The following is a 13,983-nucleotide window of genomic DNA, read 5'->3' as shown; positions in this document are numbered from 1 at the left end:
CCGTCATGCCGGGTGCGGTTCGCCGCGCCCACTCAAGCAAGGGATGCTTTGATGAACCACCTCCTCCTGCGCGCTGCCGCCTCCGCGCTCGCGCTGACCGCCGGCATCGCGCACGCGCAACAGCCTGCCACGCCAACCGCTACCGCCCCCGCCAAGCCGACCTATGGCAGCTATGGCTTCGACGCCGCGGGCATGGACCCGTCGGTAAAGGTCGGCGATGATTTCTACCTCCATGCCAACGGCACATGGGCAAAGAACACGCCCATTCCCGCCGACAAGTCCAACTATGGCGCGTTCAACACGCTGGACGAACTGTCGCGCAGCCGCACCCGCGCGATCCTGGACGCGGCCAAGGGCGACGCCAACAGCAAGATCGGCGCGGCCTATGCCAGCTATCTCGACACCGCTGCGGTCGAGGCGAAGGGACTGGCCCCGATCAAGCCCTGGCTGGCCGAGATCAAGGGCGTGAAGGACAAGGCCGGGTACGCGCTTGTCGCCGCCAAGGCAGCACGCAGCGGAATCAGCGGCCCGTTCCGCTTCTATGTCGGGCAGGATGACAAGGACCCCGAAACCTACATCCTCTCGATGAGCCAGAGCGGCCTTGGCCTGCCCGACCGCGACTATTATCTGGATGAAAAGCCGGAAATGGCCAAGATCCGCGCCGCCTATGTGGCGCATCTGGAGACGATGCTGACGCTGGCGGGTGAAGCTGACGCCCAGGCCCGCGCCGCCGCGCTAATGGCGTTCGAAACGGAAATCGCCAAGGTCCACTGGACCCAGATTGACAGCCGCGACGCTGACAGGACCTATAACAAGCTGACGCTGGCCGCGCTGCAAAAGGCCGCGCCCGGCTTCGACTTCGCTGCCTATTTCAAGGCCAACGGCCTGACCCCCACCGACCTGCTCGTCGCCCAGCCTTCGGCGATCACCGGGGAAGCCGCGCTGATCGCCAAGGCACCGATCGGCGTGCTGAAGGACGCATTGTTGCTGCGCAGCCTGCACACCTATGCCGACAAGCTGCCCGACAGCATCGCCAACGCCGACTTCGCCTTTTACGGCACCACCCTGTCCGGCACGCCGGAGCGTGAGGCGCGCTGGAAGCGGGGCGTCGATTTCCTCAAGGACTCGCTCGGCGAGGAAGTCGGCAAGGCCTATGTCGCGCAATATTTCCCGCCAGAGACCAAGGCGGCAATGGACATTCTGGTCAAGAATGTGATCGCCGCCATGGGCCGCCGCATCGACGGCCTGCCCTGGATGAGCGACACCGCCAAGGCGCGCGCACACAAGAAGCTGGCGGCCTTCACCCCCAAGATCGGTTATCCCGACAAATGGCGCGACTATACGGGCCTGACCATCCAGCGCGACGACCTGCTGGGCAATGCGATGCGCGCCAGCCAGTTTGATTTCGACTATAATATCGGCAAGCTCGGCAAGCCCATCTATCGCTGGGAATGGGGCATGACCCCGATGGAGATCAACGCTTACGCTAATTTCGGCATGGTCGAGATCGTGTTCCCTGCCGCCATCCTGCAACCGCCCTTCTTTGATCCCCATGCCGACCCGGCCGTCAATTATGGCGGCATCGGCGCGGTGATCGGCCATGAACTGAGCCATCATTTCGACGATCAGGGCGCGAAATATGACGAGACCGGCAAGCTCAACCAGTGGTGGACCGATGCCGACGTCGCCAATTTCAAGGGGCTGACCGACAAGCTGATCAAGCAATATGATGCCTATGAACCCTTCCCCGGCGCGCATGTGAAGGGGGCGTTCACGCTGGGCGAGAATATCGGCGATCTGGGCGGGCTGGCTGTGGCGCTCGACGCCTATCACGCATCGCTGGGCGGCAAGCCCGCACCGGTGATCGACGGCATGACCGGCGACCAGCGCTTTTTCCTGGGCTGGGCGCAGGTGTGGCGGCGCAATTATCGCGAGGCGAACCTGCGCCAGCGGCTGGTCACCGACCCGCACGCCCCATCACAATATCGCGCCGACATCGTGCGCAATTTCGACACCTGGTATGACGCCTTCAAACCCGCGCCAGACGGCAAGCTGAGCCTGAAACCGGAAGAGCGGGTGAAGATCTGGTAAGGACCGCCTGCTTGATAATCGCGGCTATCGAAGCGTGGCGGAGTCTGCCAGCGCTCGATAGTCAGCGATTGTCTTGCCGAAATAGTTGAGGCGCGGCGCATCAAAGGTCATCATGTAGAGCTTGCCGCCGATGATCGCCGCCCTCGCTTCTCCCTTTCGCGTCAGTTCGTCATCGTCCGTATATTCATAGGTGAAACGCACGCCGTCCTTGCCCAGAAATGGAGCCGGATCGGTTGAGATCAGGGAGAAAGTGCCTATGCCCTTGAACGCACGATAGGTGCGCTCGACAAGTTCGGGCACTTCAATCAACAGAGTTTCCGCCGTGAATTTGGGCAAGGGATCGTGCTTCTTGCTCCGCTCCCTTACCAACGACTCACCTGCGGGAATGCCGCCATAGAAGGTAACGTCGTTCAGTTGTCCGCCGTCCAGCGTCCAGGTCTCGGCATATTTGCCGATGCGCCCGCTCAACTGGTTCCAGTCGCGCGAGGGCGTCACCCAGAGCGGCGCATTGGCAACGGCGACGGCTGCCCCTTTTTCATGGAGTTTGTGCGCAAGGCTTGGCGATGCGAGCGAGAGGAGGCCAGTCGCGATCATCGCAACCGCCATGATGCGGGTTTTTGCGGTCAATTGCCCGTCCCTTCCTTTGGCAGCATCATCAGAATCATGGACGCATCGCTCGCGCCCGGTTTCTTTTCGAGATAGGTCCGCAACGCCTGCGCGCCTTCGGAGCGACGACCGGTCTTGACGAGGGACAGGCCAAGCCCCCGATAGGCGTCAGCCATGCTCCCGTCGGCCGCTATGGCCTGTGCGTAAAATTCGGCAGCGTTGACCAGATCGCGCTGGGCACCGCGCGACCGATAGAGTTCGCCGCGCGCGAACCACAAAGGCGCTGTCCAGTCAGACTGTGCCAGTGATTGAATGAGATAATCGCTCGCACCAAAATCATTGAGTTTGATCTGATCTTCCAGGAACAGTGGCAGCCATGGCGCAAGGGCAGCGCGATACCGATCAGCACCCGCATCCCGCGCCGCCGCATCGGGCAGGGCGAGCTTCGCCAGCGTCGCCGCGCGCTCGCCGTGCGGCGGATGCGATGCAGTAAAGGCTATCCGCTCGAAGTTCGGCTTTTTCAATCCCCTCGCCCGCGCAGATGCCTCGAATTCCGCCATAATATTCTGCCAGAATTGTGACCCGGCCTGCGGCGGAAATTGACTCCTGTTCAGATAGCTGATTCCCAGGGCGTCCGCCTCCCGCTCCTGATCCCTGCCGAACCGATACAGGTTGCCATACACCGACAATTTCAAATCCTGGTAGGACCGCCGAACATCATAGCTGGGGGCAAGGCTCGCCAGCACCGCCGCCCAAGCCAGAAGATCGGTGCCTTGCCGCCTCGACTTGAAATGCACCAACGAGTGACGGCCTTCAAAATGGCCAAACTCATGGCCTAGGACTGCGCCTAACTGCGCTTCATTTTGGAAGCGAAGGAGAATGCCGCTGAATATGCGCATGGTTCCATTGGGTGCCATGCTTGCATTGACGGTCGGTTCTCGTACGACATAGATGCGTGCCGAGTTGCACCGGTCTGCGCCTACGGTATCGCACAAGATCTTGGTCAAATAGCGGGTCAGCTTTTCGTCCCGAATGACCAGACTGGATGAGGCAAGGCGCTGCTCATCCTCGTCCATCTCCCGCCAGAGTCCAATCTCATCGACACCCTGCGGTTGGTATGCGCCAGCATAAGGGGGAGGCAGGGCAGGCGCTGCGGCGGCAGCCTGCGCGAGGAGACACGCGAGTCCGGCTGCAACCCGTGCGACAATACGCCTCATTGCTGTGCGGCCTTGCCGATCTGGCTGCCGGGGAAATCTTCAAGCAGTTGGGCAACGCGCTTGTCTGCCCCGTCAACCTCCCGCACGTCTCCGCCCATTGCGCCATCGGCATTGAGCCAAAGGAGATCGCCGGTTTTCAGGTCGATGAGGCCCGCATAGCCGACATGTTCACCCGACGTGACACCTACACCTCCGAGCATCGCGACCATCTGCAACATTTTGCGCCCGGTCGATCCGTAGGCGTCCTTGTTGTAGATGAACAAAGCATAGTCCGCGCTGTCCGCGCCGGGCAGGTTCGCGACACTTTGGCCCATCGACCAGTCGAATATCTCCGCCTTATTGTCGCGTTTCTTGGTCGGCAGCCGGTTGCCCACGAAGAACTGATATTCGATCACGGCTTGGGAGATGGCGGCGAACAAGGACATATGTTCATGCAGATTGCGCGCCTGATCGCCATCCGCATCCGGTGCGACGATCACCTGATTGCCCAGTTTCGCCTGCAATATCTTGAGCGCGCCCTGGATATTCATCTTGGCCCGCTCGGTCCATTCGGCGTTGGGCTCAAACATGCCGCCGGTCGATTGCGCGCCCACGCGAACCGAAGGCGGAAAGACCAAAATCCGCTTGTTGCTGTTCGTTGCGAGTTGAAATCCCTGCCTGACAGCGGAGCGTTCCTGCGCGTCGGCAGGCGCGATCGCGAAAATGCCCATGCTCAGGACAAGGCCGAGCCAGAACGAACAGCGTTTCAATGACATCCCCCCATTTGTCACCTGCGCCCCACAGATGACATTCCATCATAAGGACGCTCCTGTTCCCGGCGCAAGTCCGTTTGGCGGCTATCGCTTCGGCTTCCCCTCGCCTAAAGCCACCCCATGACCTCTCCCGTCTGGCACCCCTTCACCCAGCATGGCCTGAACGAGCCGATCCCCCATGTCGTGCGCGCCGACGGGGCGTTGCTGCATCTGGCTGATGGCAGCACGCTGATCGACGGGATTTCCAGCTGGTGGGTGACGACGCATGGCCATTGCCATCCGCGCATCGCCGCTGCCATCGCGCAGCAGGCGGGGCAGCTGGATCAGCTGATCTTTGCCGGCTACACCCATGAACCGGCCGAAACGGTGGCGCGCGGCCTGATCGACATCGCGCCCCATGCGCCGGGTTGCGACCCGCTTGCCCACGTCTTTTTCTCCGACAGCGGATCGACGGCGGTGGAGGTCGCGCTCAAAATGGCGCTGGGCTACTGGCACAATCTGGCACTCGACGGGCTGGCAGAGCCACGCAGCCGCATCCTGGTGCTGGAACATGGCTATCATGGCGACACGATCGGCACGATGTCGGTGGGGGAACGCGGCGTCTATAATGCTGCCTGGTCGCCGTTGCTGTTCGATGTCGGCACCATCCCGTTCCCAACGCCGGGCAAGGAGCAAGCCTGCCTGGACGCGCTGGACGCGGCCTGTCGCGACAAGCCCGCCGCCTTCATCGTCGAGCCGCTTGTGCTGGGGGCTGGCGGGATGCTGCTCTATCCGCCGCATGTCCTGCGCGAGATGGCGGCGATCTGCCGTCGCCATGACGTGCTGTTCATCGCCGATGAAGTGATGACCGGCTGGGGCCGCACCGGCACATTGTTCGCCTGCGAGCAGGCGGGCGTTGTGCCGGACATCATGGCCGTGGCCAAGGGCATTACCGGCGGCGCGATCCCGCTCGCTGCGACGCTGGCGACGGCGCGGATTTTCGAGGCGCACCGGTCGACCGACCGCGCCCGGCTCTTCTACCATTCGTCCAGCTACACCGCCAACGCCATCGCCTGCGCCGCAGCCGTCGCCAATCTCGCCATCTGGCGGGAGGAGGATGTACGCGGGCGAATCGCCGCACTGGCCGATGGGATTGCCACGCGACTCGCAAAGCTGGCGCAGCACCCCGCCTTCGCCCATCCGCGCCAGTTGGGCACGATCGCGGCGATCGACATCGTCACGCCCGACGCAGGCTATCTGTCCGATCTTGCACCGCGGCTGCGCGCTTTCTTCCTGCAACACGGCCTCTTGCTGCGGCCATTGGGCAACACCATCTATCTGATGCCGCCCTATTGCACCGACGCGCAGCAGCTTGATGGCATCTTTGCAGCACTCGTCGCATCGGGCGATCATTTCAGCGCATGAAGCCGCCTTTCATTTTGGATGAATTGGCGCTATGGCGGCGCGATTTTTTGAATTCGGGATATTATGGCCAAAGAAGAACTGCTTGAAATGCGCGGACAGGTTGTGGAGCTTCTCCCCAACGCCATGTTCCGCGTCCGGCTTGAGAATGATCATGAGATCCTCGGCCATACCGCTGGTAAAATGCGCAAGAATCGCATCCGCGTCCTCGTGGGGGACGAGGTGCTGGTCGAACTGACGCCCTACGACCTGACCAAGGGTCGGATCACCTACCGCTTCAAATAAGCCAACGGGTGTCAGGCCCGATGCGGCTCATTCTTGCTTCCGCATCCCCCCGGCGCCTGGCGCTGCTGGGGCAGATCGGCGTTGCGCCCGATGCCGTGGCCCCGGCCGATTGCGACGAAACCCCGCGCAAGGGCGAATTGCCGTCCGTCTATGCCGCGCGGGTCGCGGCGGACAAGGCGGCGATCGTCGCGGCGCGACATCCGGGCGCACTGATCCTGTCGGGCGACACGGTCGTTGCGGCGGGTCGGCGCATATTGCCCAAGGCAGAGACCGAGGAGGAGGCACGCGCCTGCCTTACCCTGCTGTCGGGGCGGCGACATCGCGTACTGAGCGCGATCACGCTGATCGATGCCGCAGGCAAGGCACGACATCGCCTGTCCACCAACATCGTCACCTTCAAGCCGCTGGAGCGCAGCGAGATCGACCGCTATATGGCCAGCGACGAATGGCGGGGCAAGGCGGGCGGCTATGCCATACAGGGGCGGGCCGCTGGCCTGATCCGCGCGATTCAGGGCAGCCACAGCGCGATCATGGGCCTGCCGCTTTATGAAACCCGCACGCTGTTGAAGGCGGCGGGCTATGCAATCGATTAGGAACTGACATGGCCGAATGGCTTTACGAAGAAGGCATTGGCGAGGCCCGCGCCGCGCTGGTGGAAAAGGGCCGCCTGGTCGAGGCGCTGATCGAGCGCGAGACCGGCGGGGTGCGCGCAGGTGCCGTTGCGCAGGGTCGTCTGACCCAGACGCTGATCCCCAAGAAGCGCGGCGTCGTGCGGCTGATCAGCCAGGAAGAAGTGCTGATCGAGCCGCTGCCGCCGCGCACGTCCGAAGGATCGACCGTGCTGGTCGAAATATTGCGCGAAGCGATCCCCGAAGAGGGCCGTCCCAAACGCGCCAAGGGTCGCATCGCCCAGCCCGGCAGCAAGCCCCATGCCGGGCCAAGCCTGCTCCAAAGGCTGCGCGCCACCGGTACCCCGGTCGTCCCCTGCCCCGCGCATGAGGAGGACCGGCTGGAAGCCGTCGGCTGGACCGAGTTGATGGAAGAGGCGATCAGCGGCGATGTTGGCACCGAGGCGGCGGCGCTTCGCCTTTACGTCACGCCCGCCATGCTGCTGATCGATGTCGACGGATCGCTACCACCTGCGCAGCTGGGGCCGAAGGGTGCCAAGATTGCGGCGCAGACGATTCGCCGCATGGGGCTGTCAGGGTCGATCGGCATCGACCTGCCGACCATGAACAACAAGGATGAGCGGATGATCGCGGCGGCGCAGATCGACAAATATCTGCCGCTTCCGTTCGAGCGCACCGCGGTCAACGGCTTCGGCTTCCTCCAGATCATCCGCAAGCGCGAGCGGGCCAACCTGATCGAACTGCTGCGCGCCGATCCGGTCGAGACAGCAGCGCTGGCGCTGCTGCGCCGGGCGGAGCGGCATGGCAATGGTGGCCCGGCGACGCTGACGGCCGCACCGGCGATCATCGACCTGCTCTATCGCAAGAGTGACTGGATCGAACAACTGGCCAAGCGGCGCGGCGGCGCGATCACCCTGACGGCCGGCGCGACGCTGGCGCTGGGGGCGGGCCATGTCGCCTAAATCCGCTGCCTGCCCGGTCTGCCGCCAGCCCGCAAAGCCGGAAACCCGCCCCTTTTGCAGCCCCGCCTGCCGCGACCGCGACCTGCTGCAATGGCTGGGCGAGGGCTATCGCGTACCCGGTCCGCCGGCGGAAGAAGGGATGCAAAAAAGCAGCGATTATGGGCTAGACAGCGACGCAGATTGACGACTATAGGCACGCTTCCATCGGGCGGAGCCATCCGCAGTTGGCTGTGCCTGGATAGCTCAGTTGGTAGAGCAAGCGATTGAAAATCGCTGTGTCGGCGGTTCGAATCCGTCTCCGGGCACCATTTCCCTTGTTTTTCATGTCCATAGCCGTCCGGAATCGACGGTACATTTTTAGCGGTTTGCGGTATCTGGTCCACCCTCGTCCGGGCCCGTACCTTGCCACCTGGATGCGCCAACGGTATTTTTCACGGCATTGAAACCGGGAAAACATCGTCATGCTCACAGATGCCGCCATTCGCAAAGTCGGGCTCCGCGAGAAGCCGTTCAAGGTCGGTGACATGCACGGGCTCTATCTGCTCGTGAATCCGAATGGCGCCCGCTACTGGCGCTGGAACTTCTCGCATCGCGGCAAACGGCAGACCCTGTCCCTCGGCGTTTATCCCGAAGTTTCGCTCAAGGAGGCCAGGGAGAAGCGCACGGAAGCCAGCAAGCTGCTCGAACGTGGCACAAACCCATCCACCCATAAAAAGCTTGCACGCGCCCTAGCGCTGAATGGCGGAACGAGTTTTGGCGAAGTGGCGCAGGAATGGCTTGCCAAGCTGGAAGCCGAAGGGCGTTCGAAAGCCACGATGGAAAAGATGCGCTGGCTGCTGCGCTATGCCGAGCCGATCATCGGCGAGCGGCCGATTGGCGAACTGACCGCGCCGGAAGTCCTCGCTGTCCTGCGCACGGTCGAGGTGAAGGGCCGTTACGAATCGGCAAGGCGGCTGCGAACCACCTGCGGCAGCATTATACGTTACGCCATCGCCACCGGCCGCGCGCAACGCGACGTCACCGCTGATCTCCAAGGCGCGCTCATTACGCCCAAGGTCACACATCGCGCCGCCATCACTGACCCTGGTGAGGTCGGAGAGCTGCTTCGAGCGCTGTGGGGCTATGAGGGCCAGCCCGCTGTAGAAATTGCGCTCAAGATTGGCATCCACACCTTCGTCCGCCCCGGCGAGCTTCGTCATGCCGAGTGGACCGAGTTCGACCCGGATCTCGCTATCTGGACGATCCCGGCGGAGAAGATGAAAATGGGACGTGCGCATCGCGTGCCGCTGTCGACCCAGGTGATGGATCTGCTCGAAGCACTCTACCCCATTACGGGCCATTCCAAATATCTGTTTCCCAGCATTCGCGACCCGAGACGGCCTATGTCGGAGAACACCGTCAACGCCGCGCTTCGGCGGCTGGGCTATGACAAGACGCAGATGACCGGGCACGGCTTCCGCGCGACGGCCAGCACGCTGCTCAACGAAAGCCGCAAATGGCATCCAGACGCGGTCGAACGGCAATTGGCCCATGTCGAAAACAACGATGTCCGACGCGCCTATCTGCGCGGGGAGCATTGGAACGAGCGGGTGAAAATGATGCAATATTGGAGTGACTATCTCGATCAGCTCCGTGCGGCTGAAAAGGTTATCAAGGCGCGCTTCGGCAGACGTTGATGGCGGACCGTGTGCCAAGACATGGTGGTGAGTTTTCAGGATTCCGCGTAGAATGGCTGATCTTTTAGAGGAGGGGTGGTGACAGAACAATCGCAACCGTCGGCCAGCCGCGTCCTTTGGTGCCTTCTGGGCGCATTGTTAGGAGGCGGCGGCGCAGCCATTGCGCTTATTGTAGCAGGGAATTTGAAGTCTTGGGGCTGGAGCTATCCTGATTTAGCAGCCACCCTTCTTGCCGCTGTAGCTTTGATCATCACAGTTTTAGGTGTCGGACTCGCTATCGCAGCCTTCTGGGGGTTTGATCAGGTCAGGGGCGCATCCGAGAAGGCGGCGAAGAAAGCTGCAAAAAAGGTGGCAATCGAAGAGGTGGAGCGCCACATGGAACAGGCGCAAATTCGTGATTATTTGAAGAGGGAGGCTGAGAAAATTCTCGACTCTGCAACCATCGCTGAGCTGATACAGAGTCGGGTAGATTCCGTCCTTTTCGGAGGTGGAAGAAATGATGACCTCGCAGCCGACGACGATAGTTCGTCGGATGAAGGCAGATAGGTGCTTAAATGACTGTAAGCCGAGAATGGAGCAATTTGCCTGCGAAATTGCGAGCAGCCGTTGAACAGCATCAAGCGGAGGCACCCGTTGATCTTGCTGCGTTGGCAAGAGGCTTCGGTCTAAGCGTCAAGGCGGCGACCCTGGCCCCTGGCATTTCAGGTGAGATCAGACCGGAAGGCAATAGCTTTGTAATCCGTGTAAACCGCCATGATGCGGCAGTTCGGCAAAGATTTACGGTGGCGCATGAGATCGCACATTTTTTGCTTCACCAATCCGAAATCGGCAAAGGTATTACCGATGACGTTCTCTACCGATCGAGCTTATCCGGCAAAATAGAAGCTGAAGCGAATAGGCTGGCGGCTGACATACTCATGCCAGATCACCTTGTTCAGAGGATCAAGGCGAATAGTGAGGTCTTGAATATCAATGATATTCCGCTGCATCTTTCAAAGCGATTTGGTGTATCCGAATCTGCAATGAAAATTAAGCTTGGGCTATAAACTGGGGGATGCATGGCTCTTCGTAATTTGGATGAGATTCCGTATCTTCCCCTTTTGTCTCTCTATCCCGCAGAAATGCGAGCCCTTGAAGAGCTACCGGGTCAGACCAAGGATGCATTGCTTCCAATAGTCCATCTTAGGCCATGGAGCAGTTCCCATAATCTAGATCGTGGCCTCGAACGTTTGGCGCTTGCCTATGGAGAGCGGCCCTGCGTCATTTCACTTGCTGATCCAGACAGCAAGGACGCAGTCAGGCCGGTCCATCATCAACTTAATGCCTTGCGGCAGCCAGCAGAAGCCTATGCCAACTGGTGCGCATTTATTGAAGTGCATCCTAACTTCATTCCAGCTGTGCAGCTTCAACACACCGCAGAATTACCCGCTCAAGTGCAGTGCCTGCACAAGCTCGGCCGTGGGCTGTTTGTCATCGTACCAAAACTAGCTTTTGGAGCGCTTGATCTTTTGGCGGCGACAATCGCGGCCAATAGCGACGGCGGGAGGGACGTCATATTCGTATTGGATTTCGGCCGGGCCAGTCGCGATCATCTGCAGGCTGCCGCAATCTGCGTAGGATATATAAATTCCATTCTAAGTCGGGCACCGGCCGCCCGCGTTTCAATTTCCGCTTCTTCGTTTCCTGAAGGGTTCAAAGACCTGACAGAGCAGGCGATCTATGAGCGCCTGTTGTTCAACGAGGTTAGGGGCCAAATCGGTACGAGGAGCCTGATCTACAGCGATAGAGGTAGCGTCAGAGCAGAAAAGCAGCTCGGAGGTGGCGGAACTCCCGCCCCGCGCATCGACTATCCTTTGCAAGATAACTGGAAATTTTTTCGATCAGATGACTTTGGATTTGCCGCATATCAGTTCCAAGCCTCGGCCTTGATGCGCGACACAAGCTGTTGGGACCCGACGTTGCGTGTGTGGGGGACGCAAATGATCGAGCGAACCGCCGCCGGAGACATGTCGGCGATTTCAAACCCGAACAAAGCGACTGCGGCCAGGGTAAACCTTCATCTGCAAGTGCAGTGCTTCTATGGTGATCCTGGAGCCGCGAGGGATACCGAGGAAGACTGGGACCTCTAAGCCGTCAGCATGAAATTTGATCGAAAGTTGTCGGTCCAGCTTTGCCAGAAATCCGCCTGCTGTTGTGCGACAGCACGGCGCCGAACTCGCTCTTCCGAGAACCTGCTGAGCAGCGTCAGATCCTGCGCCCGGATCTTGCGCCGAGCCACAGCACGCCAGAATGTCTCGCTGGTCGGATTATAACGCTGCTCAAACGCTTTGGTGAAAGCGTTACGAATCGCCGCGTCGCTTAAACCTGCACTGCTTGGACGCTGAGCGTTCGGGCGATAGACCAAGCGCTCAATTTCAGCCTGGGTCAGCAAATTCATGTAAGCCGGAGCAGCAATCTTGTTAGCGCGCCCGTGATGCACGGGGACAATGCCGCCGTCCTTGGTCACAGTCCAAAGCGATGCGCCGCACAAATCCTCCGCCACCAAACGCTTTAGATGCCGTTCCGCTACAACCAGGACAACTTGGTCAAAGTGCAGCGCATAGCCTGCCATCTGAGAGGGAACGCGCTTCAGCGTATCGGTAGCGCTTTTGATCTCAACACCGATAAATTCGTCCGCCAGAATTGCAAGATCGGCGCGCACTGACGCATTTCCTAGAGTGAACTCACTTGTAACCGTTGGCTTTTTTCCTCGCGGGGCAACGGATCGGAGGTGGTTGAGAACAGCTGCTTTGATCTGAGCTTCATCCATCCATAGCCTCCTTGCAATGAACGCGGCCTCAAATGCATTCCGAGAGGTATGTCAAGCGATGCAGACGTCATCATTGAAACATGATGATCCATTTCCTGCGACTTGCAACTAATCGATATCCACGCCCAAGGGCTGACAAGCACAAAAGTCCATGGCGTGTCCTTGACCGGACCGCGCTCTATGTCGCTTCGCGCCACCGAGCCTGCGCTGCGCTTGTCTCGTCCCTGCCGGGTGACGATCGCTCACGCGTGCCGGTCACTGACCGGCCAGCGGCCATCGCGCGGGGCGCGATGAGGCTGTTGCGGCTCCGAACAAGCGGGGTGGGCGTCCCTCTCCTCTAGTCCCGCCGCGGCGTGCCGCAAACCGCGCTGTGCGCGGCTCCTCCACTTGAGTTCCGGCCTTTCAGGTGCGGCCCGCCTTGTTCGGCGGGACTGCCGGATCGCTCCTGCCGCCCACCCCGCCGTCCGGGGCCGGTGCGCTGTTAGAGAAGGAGCAGAAAGACATGGAACTCAAGCATATCGACATCGCCTGCCTCTCGGTCTCGCCCGCCAACATGCGCGGCGTGAAGAAGCAGCCAGACCTTACCAACATCCTGCCCTCCGTGCGGGCACGGGGCATACTCGTGCCGCTGATCGTACGGCAGAACGGCAGTCCCACCACCTACGAGATCGTGGCAGGCAAGCGGCGCTATCATGCCGCCCTTGCCGTGGCGCAGGAGAGCGGCGGCATCGATCCGCTACCCTGTGCGGTCATGGAAGCGGGCGACGATGCCGCTGCGCTCGAAGCCTCGCTGATCGAGAATATCGCCCGGCTCGATCCCGACGAGGTGACGCGCTGGGAGAGTTTCACCCGGCTGGTCAGGGAAGGCCGTTCGCCCGAAGACATAGCGCTGACCTTTGGCCTCACCTCGCTGCAGGTGAAGCGAACGCTGGCGCTGGGCAACCTGCTGCCACGTATTCGCACCCTTTATCGCAACGGGGCTATCGATGCCGTCACCGTCCGGCACCTGACCCTCGCGTCCCGGCCAAGACAGCGCGAATGGCTGGCCCTGCTGGACGATGGCAGCGCCTATACGCCGATTGGCCACGCGCTCAAAAGCTGGCTGATGGGCGGTCACGCCATCGCCACCAGCAAGGCGCTGTTCGACCTGTCCCTCTACACAGGCGAGATCGTCGCCGACCTGTTCGGCGGAGACAGCTATTTTGCCGATGCAGGGCAGTTCTGGCAGGCGCAGGAGGACGCGATCACCGCGCTGGCGGATGATTATCGCGAGGCGGGATGGAACGATGTCCTAGTCCTGGCCCGCGGCGAGACCTTCCATCATTGGGAGCATGTCCATTGCCCCAAGAAGAAGGGAGGCCGCATCTATATCGCGGTCGGCCATGGCGGCGACGTTGCGGTCCATGAGGGCTATATCAGCCAGAAGGAAGCACGGCGTCTGGAACGCGGCGACGAGCTGGAAAAGACGGTCCGCCCCGAACTTTCCGCTCCTTTGGCCAGCTATGTCGACCTGCATCGGCATGCCGCCGTGCGGGCCAAGGTGGCGACTGCGCCT

Annotated in this window: 15 protein-coding genes and 1 tRNA gene; 12 read left to right on the top strand and 4 right to left on the bottom strand. The window is 61.1% G+C overall.

What is annotated here, in order from left to right; genetic code table 11:
* Positions 1-51 precede the first annotated feature (51 nt).
* Positions 52-2,091, top strand: a complete 2,040-nt coding sequence (locus tag D0Z70_RS12390) for a M13 family metallopeptidase (protein WP_119746861.1) — start codon at positions 52-54, stop codon at positions 2,089-2,091.
* A 24-nt stretch (positions 2,092-2,115) separates the two neighbouring features.
* Here D0Z70_RS12390 and D0Z70_RS12385 read toward each other — a convergent pair whose 3' ends face one another.
* Genes D0Z70_RS12385 through D0Z70_RS12375 form a run of 3 tightly spaced genes read right to left on the bottom strand, consistent with a single transcriptional unit; the run spans position 2,116 to position 4,663 of the window.
* A complete protein-coding gene (locus tag D0Z70_RS12385; protein WP_119746858.1) occupies positions 2,116-2,718 on the bottom strand; it encodes a hypothetical protein in 603 nt (200 codons plus the stop codon).
* A complete protein-coding gene (locus tag D0Z70_RS12380; RefSeq protein ID WP_239018904.1) occupies positions 2,715-3,914 on the bottom strand; it encodes a M48 family metallopeptidase in 1,200 nt (399 codons plus the stop codon). The genes D0Z70_RS12385 and D0Z70_RS12380 overlap by 4 nt, the downstream gene beginning before the upstream one ends.
* Entirely contained in the window at positions 3,911-4,663 is a 753-nt protein-coding gene (locus D0Z70_RS12375; protein WP_119747109.1) for a hypothetical protein, read from the bottom strand. Before D0Z70_RS12375 ends, D0Z70_RS12380 begins: the two co-directional genes overlap by 4 nt.
* 123 nt (positions 4,664-4,786) lie before the next feature.
* Here D0Z70_RS12375 and D0Z70_RS12370 point away from each other — a divergent pair, with 123 nt between their 5' ends.
* The 10 genes from D0Z70_RS12370 (at position 4,787) to D0Z70_RS12325 (ending at position 11,748) form a co-directional block, all read left to right on the top strand.
* Positions 4,787-6,070, top strand: coding sequence for an adenosylmethionine--8-amino-7-oxononanoate transaminase (locus D0Z70_RS12370; protein WP_119746854.1), 1,284 nt, complete (start codon positions 4,787-4,789; stop codon positions 6,068-6,070).
* 63 nt (positions 6,071-6,133) lie between these two features.
* Positions 6,134-6,352: a translation initiation factor IF-1 gene (gene infA / locus D0Z70_RS12365; RefSeq protein ID WP_003049127.1), complete on the top strand. Its 219-nt coding sequence runs from the start codon at positions 6,134-6,136 to the stop codon at positions 6,350-6,352.
* Positions 6,353-6,372: 20 nt separating this feature from the next.
* On the top strand, positions 6,373-6,945 hold the full coding sequence (locus D0Z70_RS12360) for a Maf family protein (protein WP_119746852.1): 573 nt from the start codon (positions 6,373-6,375) through the stop codon (positions 6,943-6,945).
* An 8-nt stretch (positions 6,946-6,953) separates the two neighbouring features.
* Positions 6,954-7,943, top strand: coding sequence for a ribonuclease (locus D0Z70_RS12355; RefSeq protein ID WP_119746850.1), 990 nt, complete (start codon positions 6,954-6,956; stop codon positions 7,941-7,943).
* Positions 7,933-8,127 (top strand): DNA gyrase inhibitor YacG, encoded by a 195-nt coding sequence (locus D0Z70_RS12350; protein ID WP_119746848.1) that lies wholly within the window; start codon positions 7,933-7,935, stop codon positions 8,125-8,127. The genes D0Z70_RS12355 and D0Z70_RS12350 overlap by 11 nt, the downstream gene beginning before the upstream one ends.
* A 48-nt stretch (positions 8,128-8,175) precedes the next feature.
* Positions 8,176-8,251: transfer RNA gene (locus D0Z70_RS12345), tRNA-Phe, on the top strand.
* A gap of 153 nt (positions 8,252-8,404) precedes the next feature.
* A complete protein-coding gene (locus tag D0Z70_RS12340) occupies positions 8,405-9,619 on the top strand; it encodes a tyrosine-type recombinase/integrase (RefSeq protein ID WP_119746846.1) in 1,215 nt (404 codons plus the stop codon).
* A 78-nt stretch (positions 9,620-9,697) separates the two neighbouring features.
* Positions 9,698-10,165, top strand: coding sequence for a hypothetical protein (locus D0Z70_RS12335; RefSeq protein WP_147418762.1), 468 nt, complete (start codon positions 9,698-9,700; stop codon positions 10,163-10,165).
* 8 nt (positions 10,166-10,173) lie between these two features.
* A complete protein-coding gene (locus tag D0Z70_RS12330) occupies positions 10,174-10,665 on the top strand; it encodes an ImmA/IrrE family metallo-endopeptidase (RefSeq protein ID WP_119746841.1) in 492 nt (163 codons plus the stop codon).
* A 12-nt stretch (positions 10,666-10,677) separates the two neighbouring features.
* The gene (locus D0Z70_RS12325) at positions 10,678-11,748 is read left to right on the top strand and encodes a beta family protein (protein ID WP_119746839.1); all 1,071 of its coding nucleotides are present in this window, start codon (positions 10,678-10,680) and stop codon (positions 11,746-11,748) included.
* On the opposite strand, the gene D0Z70_RS12320 is transcribed toward D0Z70_RS12325, so the two are convergent.
* Positions 11,745-12,428 (bottom strand): sce7726 family protein, encoded by a 684-nt coding sequence (locus D0Z70_RS12320; RefSeq protein ID WP_147418761.1) that lies wholly within the window; start codon positions 12,426-12,428, stop codon positions 11,745-11,747. The two genes, D0Z70_RS12325 and D0Z70_RS12320, sit on opposite strands and share 4 nt — an antisense overlap.
* A gap of 502 nt (positions 12,429-12,930) precedes the next feature.
* Here D0Z70_RS12320 and D0Z70_RS12315 point away from each other — a divergent pair.
* The coding region (locus tag D0Z70_RS12315; protein ID WP_147418760.1) for a ParB/RepB/Spo0J family partition protein at positions 12,931-13,983 on the top strand (1,053 nt) is incomplete at its 3' end.

It is taken from the genome of Sphingobium terrigena (assembly GCF_003591655.1).
Taxonomy (GTDB): Bacteria; Pseudomonadota; Alphaproteobacteria; order Sphingomonadales; family Sphingomonadaceae; genus Sphingobium; species Sphingobium terrigena.
Note: the sequence above shows the minus strand (reverse complement) of the source record. Positions and strands in the feature narration are given on the sequence as shown.